Raw genomic sequence first — 26,916 nt, forward strand, 5'->3', positions numbered from 1 at the left:
AATTAGATGGTAGTGCTACTATATGAAGAAAGGAGCATCAGCATGCCTGTAAATATGGATGAAAATCCACTTGGGCTGATTTTGTCACGTACGTATCTGGCATACAAAAAAACAACAACCAGAAATCTGAGTGAACAGGATATTACGCCGGAACAATTTGCAGTTTTGAATGAATTGAGCAAGGCGGAAAGTCATATATCACAGAAGAGACTGGCTGAATTAACCGTTCGGGACCAGACAACTGTGGGGAAAATTATAGACAAGTTGATTCGCAAAGGTCTGGTGACCAGAGAAGAAGATCCACAGGACCGCAGAGCGGTTTTGCTTTGTTTGACGGCGGAAGGACTGGAAATGAATAACGTCCTGACACCAAAGGCAAAACAGCAAGAGCAAGAGGCACTCGCAGAATGTTCCCCTGAAGAGCTTGAAGTATTCATGAATGTGATGAATCGAATCTATGAAAAGATGAAATAAATTTTTTTGGCCAAATACATGCATGTGCATATATATGTAGTGCAATTATTTTAATTTTAACCATTGGGAGTCGTGAACGAATGAAAAGCTTCAAAGAATTTTTGAAAGTACCACAGACGAAAATAGGATTGGTTTTTGCGCTAATTGTTCCGTTGTTATTTGTTGTGATCTGGATGACGGGTTATCATCAGGCCACGGAGAGAGTAGATCAACTTCAAGTTGCGCTGGTGAACGAAGATGGGACACCGGGAACAGAAGTGCAGAAGCAGATTGAAACGCTCGCGCCGTTCCAGGTACATGTGCTGGGTTCTGCGAAGGAAGCCGAGCAACAGATGAATGCAGGTAACTATGCCATGGTTATTGTGATTCCGGAAGGGTTTGCTGACCAGATTGGTAGCGATACAGAGGCGAGCTTGTCCTTTTATATCAATCAGGGAAATGCCGATGTAGCCAAATCGATTGTGGAACATGCTGCGACCGGAATGACTGCACAAATGGGTCAAGGGATTCTGGAATCGAAGGTTCAAGTGACGCTCGATAACGATAGTATTAACAGTAAAGAATTAAGTGCAGCTATTGGACAAGCGATGGCGAAGATGAATGAAGGGCCTGTGAAGGCTGAAATTAATAAAACGAACAGCGTGAGTGATTTTGCAACATCAATGCTGCCCATGATTCTGGGTTTTATCACCTACATTGCTTCGATGACCATGAACATTCAGTTCAATATTACGTCGAATGTCATGAAGCGTACCCATTCCAAATGGGAAATCTTCTGGGGACGGCAATTGCTGTTATTGTGTATAGCTGTGATTGTTCCCCTAATTGTGGATACAGTAGCTCTTCAGTTCACGGATGTTGCGAGCTCCTTCGGCGCTTTGTATCTGTATCATGTGTTGGTGAGTCTGGCTTGTATCTGTTTTACACAAATGAGTTTTGCCCTGTTTGGCAATGCAGGCCCTCTATTTAATGTAGCGATGGTTCCGCTCCAGTTGATGACAGCAGGAAATATCATTCCAGCCGAGATGTTGGCACCATTCTACCGTTATATCGGAAACTTTCTGCCCGCTTCCAATGGGGTACAGGGATTTATGCGTTTGATCTATAGTGGAGAAGCAGTGGGGGGATACATGGTTCATCTTCTATTGATCTCGATTATTACGTGGGGAATTACGTTGCTGCGAGTTGGCATGCAAAAAGCAGGTAATGGACAGATGACGATGACGTCTCCAGCATCAGCACAGGCACAGCATTAAAGGTTTCTTTCTATATATATTGTAATAACACACAAAAAAAGTGGTCCGCGTATAGTTATATGCGTGAATCACTTTTTTTGTTTAACTTCTATAGTACTTCTACTTATACTCGTGATAACTTTCGGCGCACCCTTTAATCTTACTTGATGTTGATAAAAGGATAAGCATAATTGAGCTTATTAATGAAGCTAAAATATATCAAAGGAGATTTAGTCCCCATAATTCTAAACGGAGAGCACCACAGTAAAAGGTAGTTAATTTTCAGTAAATGAATTTTATTAAATTAAGTGTTGTAATCAATATCTATCCGTGATATATTATTAATCCGGCCAAAAAGACACGAGAAATAAAGTGCCGCAAGCGAATAAAATAAGCTTCGAAAGAAACTTAAAAAAGAGCTTGCAAAGTTGGTTCGGACATGATATTATATAAGATTTGCTGAAGAGAACAACATTCAGTGAAAAAATGAGTTTGATCTTTGAAAACTGAACAACGAGTGAGTAAACATTCTGCTTGCAGAATGAACGCGAAAGTTGGAAACAAGCCTTGGCTTGGATCGACTGGAGCACAAATGAGATTTTTAATCTCGTCAGATTCAAAATGAGCTTATCGCTCTTTTCAATACTTTATTGGAGAGTTTGATCCTGGCTCAGGACGAACGCTGGCGGCATGCCTAATACATGCAAGTCGAGCGGAGTTGATAGGAAGCTTGCTTCCTGGATACTTAGCGGCGGACGGGTGAGTAACACGTAGGCAACCTGCCCTCAAGTTTGGGACAACTACCGGAAACGGTAGCTAATACCGAATAGTTGTTTTCTTCGCCTGAAGAGAACTGGAAAGACGGAGCAATCTGTCACTTGGGGATGGGCCTGCGGCGCATTAGCTAGTTGGTGGGGTAACGGCTCACCAAGGCGACGATGCGTAGCCGACCTGAGAGGGTGATCGGCCACACTGGGACTGAGACACGGCCCAGACTCCTACGGGAGGCAGCAGTAGGGAATCTTCCGCAATGGGCGAAAGCCTGACGGAGCAATGCCGCGTGAGTGATGAAGGTTTTCGGATCGTAAAGCTCTGTTGCCAGGGAAGAACGCTTGGGAGAGTAACTGCTCTCAAGGTGACGGTACCTGAGAAGAAAGCCCCGGCTAACTACGTGCCAGCAGCCGCGGTAATACGTAGGGGGCAAGCGTTGTCCGGAATTATTGGGCGTAAAGCGCGCGCAGGCGGTCATTTAAGTCTGGTGTTTAATCCCGGGGCTCAACCCCGGATCGCACTGGAAACTGGGTGACTTGAGTGCAGAAGAGGAGAGTGGAATTCCACGTGTAGCGGTGAAATGCGTAGATATGTGGAGGAACACCAGTGGCGAAGGCGACTCTCTGGGCTGTAACTGACGCTGAGGCGCGAAAGCGTGGGGAGCAAACAGGATTAGATACCCTGGTAGTCCACGCCGTAAACGATGAGTGCTAGGTGTTAGGGGTTTCGATACCCTTGGTGCCGAAGTTAACACATTAAGCACTCCGCCTGGGGAGTACGGTCGCAAGACTGAAACTCAAAGGAATTGACGGGGACCCGCACAAGCAGTGGAGTATGTGGTTTAATTCGAAGCAACGCGAAGAACCTTACCAGGTCTTGACATCCCTCTGATCGAATCAGAGATGGTTCTTTCCTTCGGGACAGAGGAGACAGGTGGTGCATGGTTGTCGTCAGCTCGTGTCGTGAGATGTTGGGTTAAGTCCCGCAACGAGCGCAACCCTTATATTTAGTTGCCAGCACTTCGGGTGGGCACTCTAGATAGACTGCCGGTGACAAACCGGAGGAAGGTGGGGATGACGTCAAATCATCATGCCCCTTATGACCTGGGCTACACACGTACTACAATGGCCGGTACAACGGGCTGCGAAATCGCGAGATGGAGCCAATCCCAACAAAGCCGGTCTCAGTTCGGATTGCAGGCTGCAACTCGCCTGCATGAAGTCGGAATTGCTAGTAATCGCGGATCAGCATGCCGCGGTGAATACGTTCCCGGGTCTTGTACACACCGCCCGTCACACCACGAGAGTTTATAACACCCGAAGTCGGTGGGGTAACCGCAAGGAGCCAGCCGCCGAAGGTGGGATAGATGATTGGGGTGAAGTCGTAACAAGGTAGCCGTATCGGAAGGTGCGGCTGGATCACCTCCTTTCTATGGAGAATCGTTTCCCGAGTGGAAACATTCAAATACGCAGACTTGATCTGCACAAACTACTCACTCGTTGCTCAGTTTTGAGAGCTCAAACTCTCAAACAGCTTGCTTTTGCATGGAGCTTGTTCTTTGAAAACTAGATATCGAAACGAAACAAACGCGAATTAGAACATTCCTTTTTAGCTGAACTTGTGTTAAAACAAGTTTCAATAAAAACGGTAGTTAATTGCTTTTGCGATGGTATTGGATGGGAGCGACTTTTGGCTTTGCGCAAGCAAAACAAGGGAAGCGAGCAGTCAAAACCGGAGCAATATGGTTAAGCTACTAAGAGCACACGGAGGATGCCTAGGCGCTAGGAGCCGATGAAGGACGTGGCGAACAACGAAACTGCCTCGGGGAGCTGTAAGCAAGCTTTGATCCGGGGGTGTCCGAATGGGGAAACCCAGCTGGGGTAATTTCCAGTTACTCACAACTGAATACATAGGTTGTGCAGAGGCATACCAGGGGAACTGAAACATCTAAGTACCCTGAGGAAGAGAAAACAATAGTGATTCCGTCAGTAGCGGCGAGCGAACGCGGAGAAGCCCAAACCAGAGAGCTTGCTCTCTGGGGTTGTGGGACGTCTCACATGGAGTTACAAAGGAACCGGTTAAGCGAAGAGGTCTGGAAAGGCCCGCCAAAGAAGGTAAAAGCCCTGTAATTGAAAGTTGGTTCCCTCCGAGACGGATCCCGAGTAGTGCGGGGCACGTGAAACCCCGTATGAATCCGGCAGGACCATCTGCCAAGGCTAAATACTTCCTAGCGACCGATAGTGAAGCAGTACCGTGAGGGAAAGGTGAAAAGCACCCCGGAAGGGGAGTGAAATAGAACCTGAAACCGTGTGCTTACAAAAAGTCAGAGCCCGTTTTAGGGGTGATGGCGTGCCTTTTGTAGAATGAACCGGCGAGTTACGTTCCCGTGCAAGGTTAAGGTGAAGAGCCGGAGCCGCAGCGAAAGCGAGTCTGAATAGGGCGAGTGAGTACGTGGACGTAGACCCGAAACCGGGTGATCTACCCCTGTCCAGGGTGAAGGTGCGGTAACACGCACTGGAGGCCCGAACCCACGCATGTTGAAAAATGCGGGGATGAGGTGGGGGTAGCGGAGAAATTCCAATCGAACTCGGAGATAGCTGGTTCTCCCCGAAATAGCTTTAGGGCTAGCCTCGGAAAACAGAGTCGTGGAGGTAGAGCACTGATTGGGTGCGGGGCCCGCAAGGGTTACCAAGCTCAGTCAAACTCCGAATGCCATAGACTTACTTCCGGGAGTCAGACAGTGAGTGCTAAGATCCATTGTCAAAAGGGAAACAGCCCAGACCATCAGCTAAGGTCCCCAAGTGTGTGTTAAGTGGGAAAGGATGTGGAGTTGCACAGACAACCAGGATGTTGGCTTAGAAGCAGCCATCATTGAAAGAGTGCGTAATAGCTCACTGGTCGAGTGACTCTGCGCCGAAAATGTAACGGGGCTAAACACACCACCGAAGCTATGGCTTGATGCTTTGCATCAGGGGTAGGGGAGCGTTGTGTTGGGGTTGAAGGTGTACCGTAAGGAGCGCTGGACACAACACAAGTGAGAATGCCGGTATGAGTAACGAAAAGATCAGTGAGAATCTGATCCGCCGAAAGCCTAAGGGTTCCTGAGGAAGGCTCGTCCGCTCAGGGTAAGTCGGGACCTAAGGCGAGGCCGAAAGGCGTAGTCGAAGGACAACAGGTCGAAATTCCTGTACCACCGTAAGCCGTTATGAGCAATGGGGGGACGCAGTAGGGTAGTGACGCGGACTGATGGATGTCCGTCTAAGCAGTAAGGCTGATGTGTAGGCAAATCCGCACATTGTAAGGCTGAGCTGTGATGGGGAGTGAAAATTACAGTAGCGAAGGTCATGATCTCACACTGCCAAGAAAAGCCTCTAGCCAGGTGATGGTGCCCGTACCGCAAACCGACACAGGTAGGCGAGAAGAGTATTCTAAGGCGCGCGGAAGAACTCTCGTTAAGGAACTCGGCAAAATGACCCCGTAACTTCGGGAGAAGGGGTGCCCCGGTAGTGTGAATAGCACGAGGGGGCCGCAGTGAAAAGGCCCAAGCGACTGTTTAGCAAAAACACAGGTCTGTGCGAAGCCGTAAGGCGAAGTATACGGGCTGACGCCTGCCCGGTGCTGGAAGGTTAAGGGGAGTGGTTAGGGAGTAATCCCGAAGCTGTGAACCGAAGCCCCAGTAAACGGCGGCCGTAACTATAACGGTCCTAAGGTAGCGAAATTCCTTGTCAGGTAAATTCTGACCCGCACGAATGGCGTAACGACTTGGGCGCTGTCTCAACGAGAGATCCGGTGAAATTTTAATACCTGTGAAGATGCAGGTTACCCGCGACAAGACGGAAAGACCCCATGGAGCTTTACTGCAGCTTGATATTGAATTTGGGTACGATCTGTACAGGATAGGTGGGAGCCTTTGAAGCAGGAGCGCCAGCTTCTGTGGAGGCAACGTTGGGATACCACCCTGATCGTATCTAGGTTCTAACCTGGTACCGTAAACCGGTGCGGGGACAGTGTCAGGTGGGCAGTTTGACTGGGGCGGTCGCCTCCTAAAGAGTAACGGAGGCGCCCAAAGGTTCCCTCAGAATGGTTGGAAATCATTCGAAGAGTGCAAAGGCATAAGGGAGCTTGACTGCGAGACCTACAAGTCGAGCAGGGACGAAAGTCGGGCTTAGTGATCCGGTGGTACCGCATGGAAGGGCCATCGCTCAACGGATAAAAGCTACCCTGGGGATAACAGGCTTATCTCCCCCAAGAGTCCACATCGACGGGGAGGTTTGGCACCTCGATGTCGGCTCATCGCATCCTGGGGCTGAAGTAGGTCCCAAGGGTTGGGCTGTTCGCCCATTAAAGCGGTACGCGAGCTGGGTTCAGAACGTCGTGAGACAGTTCGGTCCCTATCTGTCGTGGGCGTAGGAAATTTGAGAGGAGCTGTCCTTAGTACGAGAGGACCGGGATGGACGTACCGCTGGTGTACCAGTTGTTCCGCCAGGAGCACCGCTGGGTAGCTATGTACGGAAGGGATAAACGCTGAAAGCATCTAAGCGTGAAGCCCCCCTCAAGATGAGATTTCCCAGTATGTAAGACCCCTTGAAGACGACGAGGTAGATAGGCTGGGGGTGGAAGTGCAGCAATGCATGGAGCTGACCAGTACTAATCGGTCGAGGGCTTATCCAATATGCAAGTTGTAAATCGCAGGTTTCGTTTCGAATCTAGTTTTCAGAGAACAACACTCTGAAGATGCGCTGAACCATTCATCCACACAGCCGTGCCCGGACCGAATGGAACGCGAACGCATTTGTTATACAAATGCCCGTTTGGTGGCGATGGCGGAGGGGTTCCACACGTACCCATCCCGAACACGACCGTTAAGCCCTCTAGCGCCGATGGTACTTGGACCGCAGGGTCCTGGGAGAGTAGGACGCCGCCAAGCAATACAGAGACACACTTGAATGATTTCAAGTGTGTCTTTTTTATTTTTATTACGTTGTATACAACGTAATATTTTAATAGATAGAGAACTAATTACGTGTGACAGAAGGTTTACAATAGCATTGGTTCCGATTTGACTTGTTTTATACATAAAATACTGGCGTCCCAATCCTTAAAGCTGTGATACAATAGGTGAGGTCTATATAGAAACGGAAACACGCATAAGTACGAGGAGGAACAGTGAACACGATGAAATCAGCCCCGTTTATTGCCGTGGAAGGTCCGATCGGAGCGGGGAAAACAACGCTGGCAACGATGCTTTCCCATGAATTGAACCTTCCGCTGGTTAAAGAAATCGTAGAAGAGAACCCATTTCTGGCTTCCTTTTATCAGGATATCGACGAGTGGAGTTTCCAATTGGAAATGTTTTTTCTGTGTAATCGGTTTAAACAATTGGAAGACACGGGTGCTCATTATATAGAGCAGAATACCCCAGTCATTTCGGACTACCATATTTATAAAAATATGATTTTTGCCGATCGTACCTTGAAGGGAACGAAACGGGATAAATATCGCCAAATCTATCATCTGTTAACAGATGATCTGCCAAAGCCCAATCTGGTGCTCTATATTGAAGCTGAACTGGATACGTTGATGTACCGCATTAACAAGCGTGGACGCTCATTTGAGCAGGATATGGACCCGGCATATATGGAACAACTGATCGCCGATTATAAAACAGGCATGGACTATCTGGCAAATAGCTCAAATCCGCCAGTAATCATTAAGGTCAATGCAGAGCAACTCGACTTTGTGGAACATCCTGAACACTTCAGGCAAATTGTTAATCAGGTAAAGGAGTATATCATATGAATAACTATGGCATTCCAACGAATGCATTAATTACGGTAGCAGGTACGGTTGGAGTGGGCAAATCCACGTTAACGGCTGCACTTGCACAGCGTTTGAATTTCAAGACTTCTCTGGAACAAGTTGATCATAATCCATATTTGGAGAAGTTCTATCATGACTTCGAGCGTTGGAGCTTCCATCTGCAGATTTATTTCCTGGCAGAGCGCTTCAAGGAACAGAAGAAGATTTTTGAACTGGGTGGGGGATTTGTACAGGATCGTTCCATCTATGAAGATACGGGCATTTTTGCACAAATGCATGCAGATCAAGGAACCATGTCTGCAACAGATTTCGAGACATACAGCAGTTTGTTTGAAGCGATGGTAATGACACCGTATTTCCCACATCCAGACGTGCTGATCTATCTGGAAGGCAGTCTGCCTTCGATTTTAAACCGAATTACGGAACGCGGACGCGAGATGGAGATTCAGACGGACCGTTCGTACTGGGAACACATGCACGAGCGCTATTCGGTATGGATTAATCAGTTTACGGCCTGCCCTGTGCTGCGCTTGAACATTGATGAGTATGATGTGCATGATCCTGCATCGGTGGATGCCATTTTGGCACAGATTGCAGCTGTCATTCAGCCTTCCAAGGAAGCTCAAATATAAATATAAAATGCAAGCAACGGCAAACATCCCTTTTACGGCTATTAGGCTGCTAAAAGGGATGTTTTTTCGTATCATGAGAGTGCTTAGGATGCATTCTGTATGAATGTAAAATCGTTTATCTAAGTAAATATGGAAACAAACACCAAAAATATATCTATTCTAACATAATAGATACATGACACTAAAAGTAGAAAGTTGTTGAATAATAGGTCTTTTTGTGGTTTCATAGGATAGGTGAATTCTGGAAAATAAGCATAAGCATGACTCAGGAGGGAAAGACAACGTGGAAGAGAAACAAGGAATTAAAATCGGTATGCCGATCATTGGTGGCTTAATTGCAGCCATTCTGGGAGGCGTTGTATGGGCAGCTATTGCTGCAATGACCGAGTATGAGGTAGGACTGATTGCCATTTTGATTGGAGCGCTCACGGGTTACGCAGTTGTGTTGTTCTCCAATAAACGAATTGCGACGGTACATAAAGTCATTGCCGTACTTTTTGCGCTCGTCGGCATTTTGTTGGGGAAATATCTGACGGTGGTTTATTTTACTTCCGAACTGTTTGGTGATGTAAGCGTGATGGAACTCGTGTTTGATAGCGAGATGATCAGTGCGTTTGTGGAAACCTTCCAGGAGTACTTCAGTCAACCGATTGATTTGTTATTCATTGTGCTTGCAATTGTATCTGCGTGGCAGATTCCTGGCCGGATGGCGAGAACCAGTCTAGCCACGGATGCATCTTCATCGGATCACGCACCTAGAGCTTAATCGGATAGACGGTGGACGCTGGCAGTAAAATGAAGAACGTTTGACAGAAGAAACTTAATGCTGATCATCCTAAGCATCTGGTGAAAAGGTTATATCGAAGGACTGGGAGCAGAAGAAAACGTAGTAAAAAGCATCTACTTTAAAAGATATTTATAAAGTACTCAGAGTGAGCAGCAGTTAGGCTTGTTCACATTGCGGCTGAGTCACTTCCATATACAAAAGGGACGATACGCCTTAGGGCGTACGTCCCTTTTGTATATCCACTGGGCAGTAGGCGGGAAATGGCTCATAACTACTGCAGAAACTCGTATCGATTTAAATTACTTACCACATAACCCTAGTATATATCAACATGTTCATAAGGTTAATTACAAGAAAGATATGGTCACCCCAGGAGGTAGGTTCAAATATCCGAATGGTCATTTAACTGCGAATAAAGCTGATGACGAGAATATTTTTACCTTTACAGGACAGAGGGCTAACTTCCAGATTATCGTTTACAGTCCACATCTGACGGCAATGAGAGTTGAATAATACCGTATGTGGTTGAAGACAGGGCTATATTATTTGTTTTGGTCAGCAAATACAGCCATAGCATCTCTCATAAATACTGCCAATCCATCGCCAAACTGATCAATATTACGTGTGAAGCGTTCATCGTCCACGTACATCTGACCGAGTCCTCTGAAGGCTTCAGGTGAGTAGTTTCCCATTTGGTTCAGCCAAGTGTACCACTCTTTGATGCCGGCCTGTGCCTCCGCAGATGCTGGTTCTGTGTGACGAAGTGCAGACAGTCGCTTGTAGATTTCGTTCATTTGATCGGATAGAGCTTTCTGCTTTTCGCCCGACTGACTGTGCAGCTTCTGGTTTGCCTGATCAACGGCATGGTTTCCCCAGCGCTCCCGCGCTTCCTGTTCGTACGGATTCTGGCTAAAATCAAATCCTTCGAATTGTTCTTTGGCTGTCATTTTAATTTCTCCTCTCACATGTAAAACTGTTCTATCAATGGTGGCAATCATCTGGTCCAAGCGTTGGCGCTTCTCTAATAGAATTAATCGATGCATAATTAGTGCTTCCTCCGGATCGAAAGAGGGGTTGGTTATAATGTTTTTGATCTCTTTTAGAGAGAAGTCGAGTTCCTTGAAAAACAAAATCTGCTGCAACCGTTCCAGATTGGCATCTGAATATAATCGATATCCGGCAGAAGTTACTTCGTCCGGGGTTAATAGTCCGATCTCATCATAATGATGCAGTGTGCGCACACTGATCGAGGCAAGTTCGGCAACTTCTTTTACCTTCATGGGCATGAGTGAAACCTCCTTACAACACCGATTGTACAGTGTCACGTTACGTGAGAGTCAACTGTTGAAAATGAAAAAACAAGATGCGAGCATGGAAGCTGCATCTTGATCATGGATTGGTGACTAGATGTGACTGGTGTGACGAAATTATTGTATCATTCAGTCACTGTAGGGGAGCGGATGCGCTTCTGAGTCGAAGACATAGACTGCCGCACCGCAGGGGTGTTTTGAGGCTCCTCTGTTATGGAGAGGAGAGCGAGCGGTTATATGCTGCACCATGTATTTGGTGCAGCCCAAGGGGTTGGCAGTGCAGGGAGAGCAGGGCTACGCCTGCATCCCGCGCACTGCCGCAGCGAACTGCGCAGCCGCTGCGCACACATCGGCCGCGCCCGCGATGGCGGAGATGACGGCTACGCCGTCGGCTCCAGCCGCCATCACGGCGGCCGTGGTATCGGGCGTAATGCCGCCGATACCCACAATCGGAACTGCGATGCCTGCGGCGCGCAGTTCCGCCACCCCTGCGGGGCCCAGCACAGCGTGGGCATCCGCTTTGGAGCGCGTCGGGTACATGGGCCCGACGCCAAGATAATCGGCGCCCGCCTGCACGGCACGGCGCGCCTCATCCACGGAGTGGGCGGATACGCCAAGCATCCGCCCATCTCCAATGCGGGCGCGTACCAGCGCCGCGTCCGCATCATCCTGGCCGACATGCACGCCGTCGGCCTCTACTGCTACAGCCAGCTCCACATCATCGTTCACGATGAACGGGACCCCGTGCTGGCTGCACACCTCGCGAAGCCGCATCGCAAGCGTGATGCGAGCTTCGTGAGCCAGGGCGCCAGTTCCCTTTTCGCGGAACTGGAACAGCGTGATGCCGCCAGCAATGGCCTGGCGCAGCACTTCCACTGGGTCTTGCGTTGTATTGACGCTACCCATCACCAAATACACCTGCATCGTACGTCGTACGGCATCTGCATCCCAAAGGCGCATCACTGCTCACCCCGCTGTCTGCGCTGATACGCAAAATGATTCGTAGGCCCATGTCCGGCCCCAATCCCCAGCTCATCTTCGATGGCTGCCTGAATGAAGGCTCGCGCGGTCGTAACGGCAGCCAGAACCGATGAACCCTTAGCTAACTCTGCGGTGATGGCAGCAGAGTAAGTACATCCCGTTCCATGCGTATGGCGTGTGATCACACGAATATTCTCCAGATAATGAAAAGTCTGTCCATCGTAGAGCACATCAATAATCATGCCGCTACCCTCATCATGGCCTCCTTTGAGCAAAGCATACGTCGAGCCCATCTCTACGATCTGCTTTGTGGCTTCTTCCCGGGCGCTCAGATTCGTAATGGACATCCCGGTGAGCAGTTCTGCTTCCGGAATATTGGGTGTTGTGATCAGGGCATGAGGCAATAGCTCCGTGACAAGCGCCTGTACAGCTTCCTGCTGAAGCAGAGGAGCACCACCTTTGGCGACCATCACGGGGTCGATGACCAGATTAGACCAACGGTATTGCTGCCATTTTTCAGCGACGAGCCGAATAATCTCAGCACTATATAACATGCCGGTCTTCGCCGCAGTTGGCTGAAAGTCTTCCCCGGTCGAGTCCAGTTGTTGTTTGATACCATCGTAAGGGATGGGGAAAACGCCTTGCACACCTGTTGTATTTTGAGCAGCAATTGCAGTGATAACGGTCATGCCGTATACCCCAAGCTCCTGGAATGTTTTCAAATCAGCCTGAATTCCTGCACCGCCTCCGTTATCGGAGCCTGCAATGGTTAGCGCTTGAGCAATGCTCATACTGCACCTCCACGGATCTGACAGATCTGTGCGCGTTCTGCCAAGAGGTCGGGTGTCACTTGTGCCAGTTGATTCAACAATTCAATCTGGAAGCTGCCCGGCCCCTGATGAGCTGTCCGCTCTGCCGCCAATTCAGCTGCTACACCATAAAACGCGAGCGATTCAACAACACTGCCTAGAAGGTCGGCTTCCGATACCGCTATGGCTGTAAAAGCGCCAATCACTGAACTTAACAGACAGCCAGCACCCGTCACCTGAGTGAGCAGAGCATGTCCATTACTCGTGAGGAATGTGGATTGTCCATCGGTAATGATATCTTCTTTCCCCGTAATGACCACGACACACCCAAGTTTATGTGCTGCCCGCTCCGCAATGTCGATCCGGTCACCTTCACCTGATCCTGCATCCACACCTTTAATACTCCAACTCTCACTGATGACATTGGCGACCTCCGCCACATTGCCGCGCAGTACCGTGAGACGAAGTTCACGAACGAGCATCTGCACGGTTTCCGTGCGATAGGCGGTTGCACCTGCACCGACGGGGTCGAGCACAACAGGCACGTGATGCGCATTAGCTGATTGGCCAGCCAATCGGATCGCCTGAACGACTTTGTCATCGAGTGTACCAATGTTGAGTACCACGGCTCCTGACATCTTGGCGACATCGGCAACTTCCTCATGAGCATAGGCCATAAAAGGGGACGCACCAAGTGCAAGCAGACCATTGGCTGTAAAGGGAGCCACGACAAGGTTGGTAATGTTATGAACAAGCGGATTTTGCGTACGAACACGTTCCAGATAAGACATATAATTTCCTCCTTGTTTTGTATGTTTTCCAGAATCCTCTGACCAAAAAGCTAAAAAACGGCTGTTTATTCGGATATAACATGTCTCAGATTCCTTAGATTTCTGCAACCGCTCCAAATCCTTGAATAGGACGCCACAGATTCGTTAGCGCTCGCTGCATGCTCTGTTTCGATCAAGTTAAGGAGCGTTTCAGCTTCCAGTAGCCTTGAAGATAGGCGCTAATGTACATTACTAAATACATATCAACAAGCCACCCAAACGCATATCAAGCTACCCAGATGCACATCAAGCCACTTAGGATTGTTATAAATTCTTATCCTCAGATGCTTGCTTCAGGCCAATTCCATTTCGCAAACCTTGATGCATCTGATCTCCACGTTCTTGCTAACTTTGCTCTCCTTTACTTACTCTCCGTGCAGATTAATAAAAGCATCCTCGGCTTTCACTGATTCAGGAATCAATTCGTTTTCAACGAGCCATGCACGTACATTCTCCCACGACTCCATTTCCTGCCGACCAAACGGTTGACCTTCTTCATTCATAAGTGGCAGTAAAATAGCCAGACTTTTGGTTTCGATCTCGGCATCTAGCGGAGATGTTTCATTCTCATGAGCGAGCAGAATATTCAAGGCTTCCTCTGGGTGCTCCGTTACATATTTCTGGCCCTCCTGAATCGCTTTGACGAACCGGGTAAGTTGGTCCTTTTTCGCTTCAATGCCCGTTTCACTTGCGGTCAGGACCAATTCATAATAATCAGGCATACCATAATCGACGGGGTTAATCGATGTCATGGTATGTCCTTCTTTCTCCAGAATCAATTGCTCATGGTTAATAAAACCACCCATAATTGCATCCGCCTGTCCGGAAGCCAGCGAAGGAATCAGATCGAACCCGACGTCGACCAGATTCATGTTGTCCGGGTTGCCGCCATCGTGGCTGATCATCGTACGCACCATTGCTTCATACAGAGGAATCGAAGAATAACCGACAGTTTTTCCGTCAAGATCTTTGGGTGAACTCACGTTGCCATTTGCTTCGGTCAACAGATGCACAAGCGGGTGCCGAACAACAGCAGCAATGGAACGTACAGGAATGTTCTCGCCACGCGCGAGCAAGATTTGGGGCTGGTAGCTTAGAGCCAGATCAATTTTACCGGCAGCAACAAGTTTGAGTGAATCATTGGTATCCGCAGGCATCTGAATTTCGACATCCAGACCTTGGTCTGCAAAGTACCCTTTTTCCTGAGCAACATAGATGAAGGAGTGTACTGCATTCGGGTACCAGTCGAGCATGATGGACAGTTTATCTTTGGTGTCTGATGCTGGTTCTGTTACAGACGAGTCTGTTTGCTGTGCGTTGGTTGCCGAATCTGTTGTTGGTGTGTTTTTGCTAGTACTCGTGGTGCTGCATCCACTAACGATCAGCAACAGGCTGATAAGCATGATGGGAAGCAGGGAGTGTATACCTTTGTTATTCATAAATGAAGTTCCTCATTTCATCGTTTTGATTTGTAGAAAATGGACAGCAGCATGTTAACGGACCATGTGACAATGTACGGATTGAAGATGCTGCTTAAATTGTGCATAAGCTATGTTTTGAAGATCGTAACTCCTGTATTTACATCTAATTTCTGTCTAAGTTTTATCCAACTTTCCTTTTGCCTCCATGACGATGACGCCGTAAGCTAAACCGTTTCTCCAGCCAAGCAATCAGTGCAAACAAAACGATCCCCAGCAAGGATAACAGCACAATAGCGGCAAACATCGCATCCGTATTCATATTGCTGGACATGCGGCGGCTGAAGTAGCCGAGCCCTTTACTGCCACCGAGCCATTCGCCAATCGTTGCCCCAACCACGCAGTACACTACAGACATCTTTAGCCCCGAGAAAAAAGAAGGGAGTGCCAGCGGAACCTGGAGTTTGCGAAAAATATCCCATTTGCTGGCGCCCATGGTGAGTAGCAGTTCACGCTGCTCTGGGTCGCCTTGGCGGAGTCCATCGTAGGTACTGACCACAATGGGGAAGAACGCGATCAGGCACACCACGGCGACTTTGCTCCAAAGTGTATAGCCAAACCACAGGATGAATACAGGGGACAAGGCAATCAGCGGTATGGTCTGACTGACCACAACGAAGGGATATAAGGCCTTTTCAATCGAGCGGTTCATATGCATGCCTGTTGCTAGTGTAATTCCGGTCACTATGGACAAGCCAAAACCAACGGCAACCTCCATAAAGGTAGCCGGCAGATGTATGGTCAGCAGCAGACGACGATGCTCAACCAGTGAGCCAGCGATGGAAGTGGGTGCGGGAATGATAAAGGAAGGCACCCATCCCAGACGTACAATCGATTCCCAGATCGCCAGTAATAAGAGCATGAGCACAATAAACAAACCATATTGGAAAAACCACTTCGAGAGCCACGTCCGGACGCTAACCTTGTCGCTTCGCATGTAATTGTTCCTCCAGTTGTTGTCTCATCTGCACGAGAGCCGGTTCGTAGATCAGGTCCGAATGTCTTGGGCGTGGCAAAGGAACCGTCATTTCCCGCAGCTGCTGACCTTGCCCCCCTGGAGTTAACAGAATGATACGGTCACTTAACAGCAAGGCTTCTTCGATGTCATGTGTAATGAACAGCACGGTTTGGCACAATCCCTCCCACAGCTCCAACAACCAGCGATGCATTTCTCGTTTGGTTAAGGCATCGAGTGCACCGAAGGGTTCATCCAGCAACATGAGCTGCCCGCCTGTAAGCAAGGTACGAAGCAGTGCGACCCGCTGCCGCATGCCGCCGGATAACTTATCCGGATAGGCCTGTTCATAACCCGACAGGCCGAACCTTGCTAATCCAGCTATGATGTCGGCCCGTAACTTGTCCTTGTCTTGTCGGCCTGGTGCCAACTCGGCAGGCAGCATGCAGTTCTCCATGACGGTTCGCCAGGATAACAGCAGATCTTTCTGCGGCATATAGGCGACTCGTCCGAGCCGTTGTCCTTGCGGTACATCGGCAATGTCGATGGTACCGACGGTTGGCTCAAGCAAGCCTGCGAGCAGCTTGAAGAGAGTGCTTTTACCTGATCCGCTGGAGCCGATGAGCGAGACAAATTCTCCTTTTTGTACCTGAAGCGACACATTGGCGAGCACGGGGGAATCCTTTTTTTCGGGAAAAGCGAAGCTTACGTTGTGAATGGTTACATGGTTGGTCATCTGATCCTCACCCCCTTGATGTCAGACTGCAGGAATAACAACGGCATCTTGTACTCTGCAAAAGAAACAAAAAAGACCCACCCATTTCCGGAGAAATGAGTGGGTCTGTAAGTTAAATTCGCAATTTATCTTCACATACATGAAAAAATTCTGCTTACTAAAAGGCCGCTCCACTTCCCTCCGCTGGTATGATCCAGATCAGGTTCAAAGGGTCCGAATAGTCATATTCGTCTCAGCCGCAGGGCTCCCCTAGTGCAAAAGTTCAAGATATGCAGTTGTGTGTTCAGCATATATCACTCGAACATGAACTGTAAAGAGGCAGCATGATTGAATTCACGAGATGAACTTGGAGTCAGATCCGAGGAGTGAGGTTGTAATCATACAAATTTCAGTTGGAAATGATGATTTCATCGACCTGTAATGATTTGTAAAATGAGGATATTGAATAGAACAAGGAGAGGTTCCGATGAGAAATAAAATAAAAGATCCATTCTGGTCCCATTATGTTGATCTGGTGCGGACCGTGGTTGTCCCCTATCAATGGGAGGCACTGAATGATCGCATCGAGGGGGCTGAACCCAGCCGGGCCATCCGTAATTTCCGCATTGCTGCGGGTGAAGAAGAAGGAGAGCACTACGGCATGGTCTTTCAGGACAGTGATGTAGCCAAGTGGATCGAAGCTGCGTCATACCTGCTTGCAGCCGAACCAGATCCGGAACTGGAACGCATTGTGGATAGGGTCATCGAGACCATTGCTCATGCTCAACAAGCCGATGGATACTTGAATACCTACTTCACACTAAAAGAACCTGGAGCACGCTGGACGAATCTGGCGGAATGCCACGAACTGTACTGTGCAGGTCATATGATTGAAGCGGGTGTTGCTTATTATGAGGCAACGGGTAAACGTAATCTGCTGGATGTGGTCATTCGTCTGGCCGATCATATTGGGACGATATTCGGTACAGAACCGGGACAATTGCCTGGTTATGATGGACATCAGGAGATTGAACTGGCCCTATTCAAGCTGTATCAGACCACTGGGAAAGAGGCCTATCTGAATTTGAGCCGTTATTTTCTGGAGCAGCGGGGAACCCGTCCACACTATTTTGTGGAGGAATGGGAGAAGCGTGGGCGTAGTGTACATTTTGGAGAGCTGGATATGGTTCACCGTCATAGCTACTCCCAGTCTCACCTTCCGATTCGAGCGCAGGATACAGCCGAAGGCCATGCGGTTCGCTTGGTGTATATGTGTGCTGCAGTGGCTGATGTAGCGGCAGAGATGGGAGATGAGTCGCTGAAAGAAGCATGTGAGCGATTATGGAACAATACGGTCAACAAGAGAATGTACATTACGGGAAGCATCGGTTCATCTGCAAAAGAGGAAGCATTCACAGGGGATTACGACCTGCCGGGAGATACCGCATATGCAGAGACTTGTGCGTCGATTGGATTGATTTTCTGGGCAAAACGCATGTTTCAGATCAAGCCGGACAGCAAGTATACGGACGTATTGGAGCGAGCGTTGTACAATACCGTAATTAGCGGCATGTCACTGGATGGACAACGCTTCTTCTATGTGAATCCGCTCGAAGCCGATCCGGAGCTACACAAGGTCAATCCCAATTATGCGCATGTGCGGACACGTCGGCAGGGATGGTTCGGTTGCGCTTGCTGTCCACCCAATATTGCACGATTACTGGCTTCATTGGATCAATATGTGTATACCACCGATGAGGCTGCATCCACACTGTATGTGCAATTGTATATCGGTGGCGAAGCGGCGTTTACATTGAATGGTACGGACTTTTCCGTCAACATGAACTCGACCTATACCTCCAACGGCGAAGCGGTCATCCGGATCGAGTCTGTTTCCGGTGAGGAGACAGGATTCACAATGGCATTAAGAAAACCGGATTGGTGTGTATCTCCGCAGTTGTGGATTAACGGAGAAAAGGCAGATATAGACGAAACCATAATTGAATGCGGTTACATGAAAGTGCAACGATGCTGGCAAGCCGGAGATGAGATCAGGTTACGTTTTCCCATGGAGGTGTTACGCATGAGAGGGCATGACCACATCAGGGATACGTTTGGTAAAGTGGCCACTCAGCGCGGGCCCTTCATGTATTGTCTTGAAGAAACGGATAACGGTGCAGGATTATATCGTATTGAATTACCGGCATCAGCGAAATTTGAGGTGAACCATGGGGGAGGGAATCTGTTGGGTGTTCCCGATCTTACCATAGAGGCAAGGCGACTCGTCTCCCATGAGGGTGGTGCAGTTCAACTATATCGCAGTGATGTGAAACGGGACGTTCAAGCCGTGACGCTGCGATTCGTTCCCTATTTTACATGGGCGAATCGGGAAGAGGGCGAGATGAGTGTCTGGGTTCGAGAGAGGGACGGGGAGGGTCAACAACAACATGGAAAGGAGGTGATTCACGGGGACTGAAGCAGGCTTGGAATCGGTTGTTGTGGACTCCTTGTTCAGATAAGACGGAAGAATGAAGAACGGCTATAAGTCGTGTACCAGCCTATGAACGTTAACGATGAATCCATAAGAGGAGGCCAAGTTCATGAGGTTAAAAATGATGTTGAGCGCAGTGCTATCCCTGGCGGCTGCGCTTGTATTTGCTACGGATCAAACGTATGCCCACGAGTTGTCCACTGACAAGCTCATTCTCCAGACGGGAAGTCATGGCGAAATCTCTTCCATTAAGATCAAGGGCGATGCTTTTCCGACGGAATACGTTATGAATGCAACCGTTGCGCCAGAACAAAATACAGCAGACCACCAGTGGCTCGGTGAACTAATGTTCACGTACCGACTGAATGGTGGGGCGTGGACCAAAGCCTGGACCAATCTGTCAGCAGATGGGCGGACTATCACGAATTCCGGCAATCAGGTGACGGTGACATATGCCAATGCATCCAATGCCCAGGGTATCCGCAATTTCAAAGTGATCGAGACCTACACCACCCAGACAGATGGCTCCATTCTGTGGAAGATTGAAGTGCAGAATACGAGCGGCCAGAAGCTTGAGATTGGTGATTTGGGTCTGCCCTTGCCATTCAATGAACAGTGGACCTACGGGGATGCGATCTATGAGACACGAGTCGTTACACACTCGTTTGTTGGCAACAACAGCTCCTATATTACAGCCAGCCGTCCAAGCGGCATTGGTTCTTATCTGATGCTGATTCCGGATGCAACGACAGGAGCCGGATTCGAGTATCAGGATCGGTGGCGTAATGAAGAACATCCGGGTAGCAAGTGGGCCTGGAATCCGGCAAATGAAGGCAAATGGATTGAAGGACTGAACGTCTTCTATATCCATTCCAACGTGATCAAATCCACCAACCGGGGATATCTGCCGAATACAAGCCTGGTTCTGGAAGCAGGCCAGTCGAAGACGTACGGATTCAAGTTTCTGGCTGTTGCGGACGAACATGCAGCGAAGAATGCACTATATAACGCGGGACTTATTGATGTAACCGTAGTTCCTGGCATGATCGTGCCGACCAACCAGAAAGCAAAGGTGGATCTGCGTACATCCAAGACCATCACCAAAGTGCAATATGCGAATGGAACGGTTGTACCATTAAAGGAAAGCAAGCCTGGCGATCATAAAATCTATGAATTGCAGTTCAGCCAGCTGGGGCCCAATAACGTGACTGTGGAGTATGATGGCGGCAAAAAAACGGTGCTGCAATTCTATGCTATTGATCCAGTCGACAAAGCGTTGCAGGATCATTCGACCTTTATGGTGGATAAAACCCAGTGGAACCTGCCGGGGGATATCCGGGACAAAGTGTTTGATGACTGGATGATGAATACCAAGTCCAAACGTAATGTGTTCAACGGCTACTGGGGTTGGGGCGATGACTGGGGACTGACGCATGGACAGTTTCTGGCTGAAAAGAACACGCTGACACCCGTTGCCCGGGAAATTCGGGCCGTGGATGATTACCTGGAGACATCGATCTGGACCAATCTGATGAATGGACATCATGAAGATTATCTAATCCACGATTTTCTGATGCCAGAGCCGAATACAACACCAACCTACCGTGGATATGCTTATCCACATGTGTATAACACCTATTTCAGCATGTATAAAATTGCGGATTTATACCCTGATCTCGTTACTTACAAGCATGACAAAGAAACCTATCTGCTGCGCGCTTATAACATTTTCAAAGCCCTCTACGAGGGGCCTGTCGCCTACAACTGGAATACCGGGCTGATGGGAGAATTGACAACTCCGGATATCATTCAGGCTTTGAAAAAAGAGGGCTATGACACAGAGGCCAACGATATCATCACGAAAATGCGAACGAAATACGGGAATTTCAAGAATACAACTTATCCTTATGGCTCGGAATACAGCTATGACAATACGGGCGAGGAAGCCGTATACACGCTGGCGAAGTTGCATTCCGATCAAGTAACAGAGCAGAGTAGAGCATTGGAGATTATGGGCAAAATCAATCTCAAGACCCGTGCTTCCCGTGGACATATGCCAGTGTGGTATTACTACACGGACCCGGTAACGATTACCGGGGAGAATTGGTTTAACTTCCAGTACACGACCTCTCTGGCCGGATACGCCATGGATGACTGGATTCGGTTCCATGAAGGCACCAAGCGGGAAGAACAACAGCGCTTGTCCTATGCCGCGAAGATCGCCAACGTAGGCGCCATTAACTCGGGACAGATTAGTGCTGATCCGGACAATTTTGGTGCAGCTTCCTGGACGTATCAGGCGGAGAAAGGTAACTATGGGACAAATGGAACGGGCGGTGGCGCCAATGTACCACTATTGAATGGTTGGCGCGGGATGACAGGGGAAGCAGATCTTGGCCTGTTCGGTGCATTGCAGACATTGAGTGCAGATATTGCGGTGGACCCGATCTTTGGACTGACAGGGTACGGTGCAGATGTCACACTTACGAATGGACAATATAATATCACTCCACTGGATGGATTGTATAAGAGACTTAATCTGATCACTGAAAAGCTGTACATTGAACTGAACAAAGACCAGTATACAGGGGCCAAACTGGCTGTTGCGAAGGATTATGTCTGGCTGGATATGAAGAATCTGACGCCAGGCCAGCCGCACCAGACGTCCATTACGTTCCAGGGTCTGAAAACAGGCACATATCTGATTAAGGTGGACGGTCAGGTGAAAGGCAAATTCAATGCCTATCAACCGGTGAATACGTTGAAGGTAGATGCAGGTACAGCGGCGTCTTACAGTGTGGAGCTTACGCCTACGACCCCGGATGCCAACGCGGCTCCAACGGTTGACGCAGGAACGGATTCTTCCATCACGTTGCCTGACAAGATCCGTCTTCAGGGAACGGTTACCGATGATGGACTGCCGAGTGGTCAGTTAACTTTGGGATGGAGTTTGGTGAATGGACCGGCAGGAGCACAGGTCTCTTTTGCATCGCCAAATTCAGCGTATACGCAGGCAACCGTTTCGGCTGCGGGCGTGTATACATTCCGTTTAACGGCTAATGATTCGATATTGTCGGCAAATGACACCGTGCAAGTGACGGTGAATGCCGCACCGCCACTTCCGGAGAAGATGGCACAGTACAATTTTGACGAGAACACAGGCACAGCTGCCGCGGATTCTTCCGGTAGTGGCAACCATGCGACTGCCAAAGGTACAACATCCTGGGTAACCGGCAAAAAGAATCGTGCCATTAGTCTGTCAGGTACGGACGGTTATGTGCAATTACCTGAAGGTATTGTCAGCAGGGCCGATTCCGTAACCATCGCAACCTGGGTGAAGGCGAACGCTCTCAGTGATTTTACCCGCATTTTCGATTTTGGTTCAGGGACGGGAACCTATATGTTCCTGACGCCGAAGGTGGGGAACAATATGAGATTTGCGATCACCACCGGAGGGAATGCTGCAGGCCAGGAACAGACGATTAATGTGCCAGGTCTCCCGGTGGGCGTGTGGAAACATGTGACTGTTACCCTGACAGGCAACACCGGCATCATCTACGTGGATGGTGTGGAAGTCGGGCGGAATAACAATATGACATTGAAACCGTCCAGTCTCGGTCAGACCAAGAATAACTATATTGGCAAGTCACAGTACCCTGATCCGTATTTTAACGGGCTCATTGATGATTTCCGTATCTATAGCCGTGCGCTGAGCGCAACCGAAGTGGCAACCCTTGCATCCAGTACTTCGCTGGCGCTGAATGGGGAGGATGAAGTTGTTGTCCTGCCAGATCCGTCTGAAGAGAATACACCTCAGCCGAACGTTAGCAAAGTGGGAAGTGTGGATGTGACGGCTGTGGTGGGTGAAATGCCATCCTTACCTGCCGTTGTTGCTGTGACGTACAGCGATGGCACAACAAAGGACGTTACGGTGGTCTGGAATGAGATAACGGCTCAGCAATTAGCAGCTGCGGGCACGTTCACGGTTGAAGGAGCCGTGGAGGGTACGGAACTGAAGGCGCAAGCGAACGTGACGATCGTTATTGCACCTGAGGAGGAGCCAGTGGCTGGTGAAAGTTGAATGGATGTAGTCGTTAACCGTCAAGTAACAGGTATTAGGTAGCATCCTATATTCAATATCCGATATTATTGCGGATTGTACATGAAGTAGCGCCCAGTTTGTTCGAAGATAACTGTTGCAGAGCAACGTGATCTCGACCTACCGGGCGCTATTTTGCTATATCAACTTGGACAGACTTATAGCGACTTGGGTTTGTATTCGGTACCGGTAAATTTGTTACGGAAGTTGGAGGGTGAGATGCCTTCTTTTTTGGAGAAACAGGAAGAAAAGTAGGATACATGATTGAATCCAATCTCCTCGGCAATGCGAGCAACGGACCAGGCCGTTTGCAGCAGCAACTTTTTGGCCTGTTCGAGTCTGTAGTGTAACAGATATTCCATCGGTGTCATGCCGTAGACCTTTAACATACTTCGGGCCAGATAGTTCGGGTGATAATTCAGTTCCTTTTGCAGCAAAGGATTGGAGATCGGAAGTGAGTAATTATGACGGATATATAATTCAATCTTCTCGGCGATGCGAATGGCGGTTACATCGGACAGGGAGGATAGTCCACGATCGAGATGCTGCATGAATTGTTGAAAGGTCGCCTGTCTTTTCCAGTTTCGCATGGACTGGGGTTCCTGATCAAGCTGTGAAAAGTGTTCCAGCATCTCCATTTCCTTGAGTGAAATTCGCAGATGTTTGGGAATGAAGATGGAACATACGTCACAATGATTCAGATATGCGCTTTTCTTGTGTGTTTCAATAAGGTGGGCCTGATTCGCCAGACACTCATCCATATCGCTGGATTGCTTCCAGCTGCCATAGGTTTGAAAATGAATCCAGAGCAGTTCTGTCTCCGTTTCACATGCAGCACTGCCATAATGGTGGCCATCAGGCATCAGAATCAAGGCTTCTCCTTCCTGAAGTCGCCATTCCGTTCCATTCTCGTTGATGGCGAGAGAACCACGGGTAACGACAATGAGATCAAATACACCGATGTCACTGCGGCTGATATGGTATTCACCAGCTTCGTAATACGCACGTCCACAATCGATAAAATAGGGAATGGGCGGGGTGATGAAGTGAAGTATGGGTGAGTCCAATCCGGCACCTCCGAACAGGTTGGAATATTTAAAATTCATGTTGGCATCGAGCATTTATTTTTTATAATACAGCAAGTAACATAGAAAATAAAGCGCTTACGAAATTGGCTTTATCCTTCATCTGATTCATATCACAGCCTTGGGAAGGGGATTGTACATGAAGAAAATGCTGGTTTGGTTAGGGGTATGTATTCTTGCGGTAATGACGGTCTTGAGTGGATGCAGTACGACAAAGGAAGCGTCCAATGGGTCATCTGGGGGGAACGGAGGAAACGCACAAGGGGGAGCGACCAAACTCATTTTCTGGACGTTTGTAGACTCGCATCAGAAGTTTTATGAAAGTATGGCAGAGCAGTGGAATCAGGAACATCCGGATCAACAGATTGAATTGGAAGCGACCACGATTCCGTACGATGATATGCATACGAAGCTGCTGCTTGCATTACAGTCGGGTGTAGGCGCACCGGATCTGGTGGATATTGAGCAGAGTAAATTCCCCAATTTCATGAAAGGTGTTCCGCAACTGGTGGATCTGACAGACATGATCAAGCCAGAACTGAATAACATTGTACAATCCCGTGTCGAGATCTACAGCAAGGAAGGCAAATATTACGGTATCGATTATCATGTCGGTGCGACTGTAATGTACTACAACCAGGAGATTTTGGATCAGGCGGGTGTGAATGCAGATGATATCAAGACCTGGAGTGATTTTGAACAGGCAGGAAAACAGGTGCTCGCGAAGACAGGCAAACCGATGATTACATTTGAAGGTAACGGTAACTGGTCCTGGTGGCCGGCCATCAGTCAACAGAAATCGGATCAGGTGGATGCTGACGGTAATGTTACGGTGAACGCGGCTGTGAATGTGCAGACGATGGAGTTCTTCCAGCAGATGGTGAAGGAAGGGGTAGCAGCTGTCGCTCCAGGGGCAGGACATGATACGGAAGAATACTTCGGTTATATGGACCAAGGCAGCGCGGCGGCGGTATTTATGCCATTCTGGTTCATGAATCGGTTCACGGACCATATTCCGGATCTGAAGGGGAAAATGATCATTCGTCCGATGCCGGCATGGGAAGAGGGCGGCAATCGTTCAGCAGGTATGGGTGGAACAGCAACGTCCATTACGAATCAGTCCGGCGCTGTGGAGCTTGCCGAGCAGTTCCTCGCCTATGCGAAATTGTCCAAGGAAGGTAATCTTCAAATCTGGAAACAGCTTGGATTTGACCCGATTCGTACCGACGTATGGACCGATTCAGCCATGAAGGAATCGAACAAATACACGGATTACTTCGGTGACGATATCTTCGATACGCTGCTGAGTGTGAAAGATGAGATTGCTCCGGTCAATATTCGGGAGAAGTCACCCGAAGTGTTTGATGCGGTCCGTAACAAAGCCATGCCAGATATCTTTATTAATCTGAAAGATCCTGAACAGGTATTGAATGCTGTGCAGGCTGAGTTAACCCGTTAACCTAAACATAAAGAGTATACGGTTCATTCCAGGTTGGAGGTTGGTCCACAGTGCAGCTGCAAAAGGAAACAACGGTTTCTGTACGCGCTACCAGGCGGCGGAGAGTACGGATGAGTGCCAGAACATGGGCACCGTATCTGTTTGTGTTACCATTCATTTTGTCTTTTCTCATTTTCTTTGCCTACCCGTTATTTCGAGCCGGGGTTATGAGTTTCCAGCAGGTGCTTCCTGGAGACGTACAGTTTGTGGGGCTTGAGCATTACGGCAAACTGTGGAATGCCGATTTTCGGGCAGCGCTGTGGAATAGTACGCGTTACACGTTCTGGACGTTGCTCCTGCTGGTACCCATTCCGCTTGTGCTTGCTGTATTGCTCAATTCAAGTCGCATGATGGCTCGCAATGTGTTCCGCTCGGCTCTGTTTATTCCGGCACTGACCTCCGTTGTTGTAGCGGGGGTTGTGTTCCGGCTTATCTTCGGCGAGCTGGATGGTGCGCTGATGAATTCCATCCTGAACCTGCTGGGTATTCCGAGTCAGCAATGGTTGTACAGTTCGTCCCTTGCGATGGTCGCACTGGTTGTACTGGCAGGTTGGCGCTGGATCGGGATTAACATGCTGTACTTTCTATCGGCATTGCAGAGCATCCCCAAGGATCTGTATGAGGCGGCAGATATCGATGGGGCGGGTGTGCTGAACAAATTCACCAAAATTACCGTGCCGATGCTCAAGCCAATCACGATCTATGTGGTGACGATAACCTTATATGGCGGATATGCCATGTTCACGGAGAGTTACATGCTCTGGGCAGGCAAACCGTCTCCGCAAAATATCGGGTTAACGATGGTGGGGTATATCTACCAACAAGGTTTCCAGTATTTCAATCTTGGATTCGGTGCAGCAATTGGCATTACGTTGCTGGTGATAACACTCCTGATTAGTATGCTTCAGTTGACCGTACTCGGCATGTTCAGGAAGGAGGATTAGTC

Annotated in this window: 17 protein-coding genes, 3 rRNA genes and 1 riboswitch; of the genes, 12 read left to right on the top strand and 8 right to left on the bottom strand. The window is 48.8% G+C overall.

The annotated features are described in order from the left end of the window. Positions 1-42 precede the first annotated feature (42 nt). From AC1S8V_RS04480 to AC1S8V_RS04515, 8 genes are all read left to right on the top strand, one after another. Complete coding sequence (locus tag AC1S8V_RS04480; protein ID WP_482072597.1) at positions 43-474, top strand: MarR family winged helix-turn-helix transcriptional regulator; 432 nt, start codon at positions 43-45, stop codon at positions 472-474. Between the two features lie 80 nt (positions 475-554). After that, positions 555-1,730 (top strand): YhgE/Pip domain-containing protein, encoded by a 1,176-nt coding sequence (locus AC1S8V_RS04485; protein ID WP_482072598.1) that lies wholly within the window; start codon positions 555-557, stop codon positions 1,728-1,730. Positions 1,731-2,356: 626 nt separating this feature from the next. Continuing rightward, a 16S ribosomal RNA gene (locus AC1S8V_RS04490) occupies positions 2,357-3,909 on the top strand. 314 nt (positions 3,910-4,223) lie between these two features. Next, a 23S ribosomal RNA gene (locus AC1S8V_RS04495) occupies positions 4,224-7,151 on the top strand. 139 nt (positions 7,152-7,290) lie between these two features. After that, positions 7,291-7,407, top strand: a 5S ribosomal RNA gene (gene rrf, locus AC1S8V_RS04500). Together the 16S, 23S and 5S rRNA genes form the textbook arrangement of a ribosomal RNA operon. A gap of 248 nt (positions 7,408-7,655) precedes the next feature. Then, positions 7,656-8,279, top strand: coding sequence for a deoxynucleoside kinase (locus tag AC1S8V_RS04505; RefSeq protein WP_339308755.1), 624 nt, complete (start codon positions 7,656-7,658; stop codon positions 8,277-8,279). Beyond that, on the top strand, positions 8,276-8,932 hold the full coding sequence (locus AC1S8V_RS04510) for a deoxynucleoside kinase (RefSeq protein WP_482072599.1): 657 nt from the start codon (positions 8,276-8,278) through the stop codon (positions 8,930-8,932). The genes AC1S8V_RS04505 and AC1S8V_RS04510 overlap by 4 nt, the downstream gene beginning before the upstream one ends. Before the next feature lie 283 nt (positions 8,933-9,215). Further along, positions 9,216-9,698, top strand: coding sequence for a hypothetical protein (locus AC1S8V_RS04515; protein WP_482072600.1), 483 nt, complete (start codon positions 9,216-9,218; stop codon positions 9,696-9,698). Positions 9,699-10,261: 563 nt separating this feature from the next. On the opposite strand, the gene AC1S8V_RS04520 is transcribed toward AC1S8V_RS04515, so the two are convergent. The 7 genes from AC1S8V_RS04520 to AC1S8V_RS04550 all read right to left on the bottom strand — a co-directional run bounded on the left by AC1S8V_RS04520 (position 10,262) and on the right by AC1S8V_RS04550 (position 16,818). Beyond that, positions 10,262-11,005, bottom strand: a complete 744-nt coding sequence (locus tag AC1S8V_RS04520; RefSeq protein ID WP_482072601.1) for a MerR family transcriptional regulator — start codon at positions 11,003-11,005, stop codon at positions 10,262-10,264. A gap of 318 nt (positions 11,006-11,323) precedes the next feature. Further along, a complete protein-coding gene (thiE, locus tag AC1S8V_RS04525) occupies positions 11,324-11,989 on the bottom strand; it encodes a thiamine phosphate synthase (RefSeq protein WP_482074386.1) in 666 nt (221 codons plus the stop codon). Further along, the gene (gene thiD / locus AC1S8V_RS04530; protein ID WP_482072602.1) at positions 11,989-12,801 is read right to left on the bottom strand and encodes a bifunctional hydroxymethylpyrimidine kinase/phosphomethylpyrimidine kinase; all 813 of its coding nucleotides are present in this window, start codon (positions 12,799-12,801) and stop codon (positions 11,989-11,991) included. The genes thiE and thiD overlap by 1 nt, the downstream gene beginning before the upstream one ends. Then, the gene (gene thiM / locus AC1S8V_RS04535; protein WP_482072603.1) at positions 12,798-13,727 is read right to left on the bottom strand and encodes a hydroxyethylthiazole kinase; all 930 of its coding nucleotides are present in this window, start codon (positions 13,725-13,727) and stop codon (positions 12,798-12,800) included. Before thiM ends, thiD begins: the two co-directional genes overlap by 4 nt. Before the next feature lie 287 nt (positions 13,728-14,014). Next, positions 14,015-15,088: an ABC transporter substrate-binding protein gene (locus AC1S8V_RS04540; protein WP_482072604.1), complete on the bottom strand. Its 1,074-nt coding sequence runs from the start codon at positions 15,086-15,088 to the stop codon at positions 14,015-14,017. 163 nt (positions 15,089-15,251) lie between these two features. Continuing rightward, positions 15,252-16,064, bottom strand: coding sequence for an ABC transporter permease (locus AC1S8V_RS04545; RefSeq protein ID WP_482072605.1), 813 nt, complete (start codon positions 16,062-16,064; stop codon positions 15,252-15,254). Next, positions 16,045-16,818 carry an ABC transporter ATP-binding protein gene (locus AC1S8V_RS04550; protein ID WP_482072606.1) on the bottom strand — a complete coding sequence of 258 codons (774 nt, stop codon included), beginning with the start codon at positions 16,816-16,818 and terminating at the stop codon, positions 16,045-16,047. The genes AC1S8V_RS04545 and AC1S8V_RS04550 overlap by 20 nt, the downstream gene beginning before the upstream one ends. A 158-nt stretch (positions 16,819-16,976) precedes the next feature. Next, a riboswitch (TPP riboswitch) is annotated at positions 16,977-17,079 on the bottom strand. Between the two features lie 205 nt (positions 17,080-17,284). Between AC1S8V_RS04550 and AC1S8V_RS04555 the strand changes: the two genes are divergently transcribed. Together AC1S8V_RS04555 and AC1S8V_RS04560 are read left to right on the top strand one after the other, a co-directional pair. Further along, positions 17,285-19,273: a glycoside hydrolase family 127 protein gene (locus AC1S8V_RS04555; protein WP_482072607.1), complete on the top strand. Its 1,989-nt coding sequence runs from the start codon at positions 17,285-17,287 to the stop codon at positions 19,271-19,273. 139 nt (positions 19,274-19,412) lie between these two features. After that, positions 19,413-23,369: a DUF5695 domain-containing protein gene (locus AC1S8V_RS04560; RefSeq protein ID WP_482074387.1), complete on the top strand. Its 3,957-nt coding sequence runs from the start codon at positions 19,413-19,415 to the stop codon at positions 23,367-23,369. A 176-nt stretch (positions 23,370-23,545) separates the two neighbouring features. Here the strand turns inward: AC1S8V_RS04560 and AC1S8V_RS04565 are convergent, their stop codons facing one another. After that, positions 23,546-24,493, bottom strand: a complete 948-nt coding sequence (locus AC1S8V_RS04565; protein WP_482072608.1) for a helix-turn-helix domain-containing protein — start codon at positions 24,491-24,493, stop codon at positions 23,546-23,548. Positions 24,494-24,611: 118 nt separating this feature from the next. On the opposite strand from AC1S8V_RS04565, the gene AC1S8V_RS04570 reads away from it, so the two are divergent. Both AC1S8V_RS04570 and AC1S8V_RS04575 read left to right on the top strand, forming a co-directional pair. After that, positions 24,612-25,931 carry an ABC transporter substrate-binding protein gene (locus tag AC1S8V_RS04570; RefSeq protein ID WP_482072609.1) on the top strand — a complete coding sequence of 440 codons (1,320 nt, stop codon included), beginning with the start codon at positions 24,612-24,614 and terminating at the stop codon, positions 25,929-25,931. A 110-nt stretch (positions 25,932-26,041) separates the two neighbouring features. Next, entirely contained in the window at positions 26,042-26,914 is an 873-nt protein-coding gene (locus AC1S8V_RS04575; RefSeq protein ID WP_482072610.1) for a carbohydrate ABC transporter permease, read from the top strand. Positions 26,915-26,916 lie beyond the last annotated feature (2 nt).

It is taken from the genome of Paenibacillus sp. B46(2026), assembly GCF_056786355.1.

Coding starts and splice junctions, on each gene's coding strand:
- AC1S8V_RS04480 (WP_482072597.1), top strand. CDS start 43: ATGCCTGTAAATATGGATGAAAATCCACTTGGGCTGATTTTGTCACGT.
- AC1S8V_RS04575 (WP_482072610.1), top strand. CDS start 26,042: ATGAGTGCCAGAACATGGGCACCGTATCTGTTTGTGTTACCATTCATT.
- AC1S8V_RS04560 (WP_482074387.1), top strand. CDS start 19,413: ATGTTGAGCGCAGTGCTATCCCTGGCGGCTGCGCTTGTATTTGCTACG.
- AC1S8V_RS04520 (WP_482072601.1), bottom strand. CDS start 11,005: ATGCCCATGAAGGTAAAAGAAGTTGCCGAACTTGCCTCGATCAGTGTG.
- AC1S8V_RS04485 (WP_482072598.1), top strand. CDS start 555: ATGAAAAGCTTCAAAGAATTTTTGAAAGTACCACAGACGAAAATAGGA.
- AC1S8V_RS04540 (WP_482072604.1), bottom strand. CDS start 15,088: ATGAATAACAAAGGTATACACTCCCTGCTTCCCATCATGCTTATCAGC.
- AC1S8V_RS04505 (WP_339308755.1), top strand. CDS start 7,656: ATGAAATCAGCCCCGTTTATTGCCGTGGAAGGTCCGATCGGAGCGGGG.
- AC1S8V_RS04510 (WP_482072599.1), top strand. CDS start 8,276: ATGAATAACTATGGCATTCCAACGAATGCATTAATTACGGTAGCAGGT.
- AC1S8V_RS04555 (WP_482072607.1), top strand. CDS start 17,285: ATGAGAAATAAAATAAAAGATCCATTCTGGTCCCATTATGTTGATCTG.
- thiE (WP_482074386.1), bottom strand. CDS start 11,989: ATGCGCCTTTGGGATGCAGATGCCGTACGACGTACGATGCAGGTGTAT.
- AC1S8V_RS04550 (WP_482072606.1), bottom strand. CDS start 16,818: ATGACCAACCATGTAACCATTCACAACGTAAGCTTCGCTTTTCCCGAA.
- AC1S8V_RS04545 (WP_482072605.1), bottom strand. CDS start 16,064: ATGCGAAGCGACAAGGTTAGCGTCCGGACGTGGCTCTCGAAGTGGTTT.
- thiD (WP_482072602.1), bottom strand. CDS start 12,801: ATGAGCATTGCTCAAGCGCTAACCATTGCAGGCTCCGATAACGGAGGC.
- AC1S8V_RS04570 (WP_482072609.1), top strand. CDS start 24,612: ATGAAGAAAATGCTGGTTTGGTTAGGGGTATGTATTCTTGCGGTAATG.
- AC1S8V_RS04565 (WP_482072608.1), bottom strand. CDS start 24,493: ATGAATTTTAAATATTCCAACCTGTTCGGAGGTGCCGGATTGGACTCA.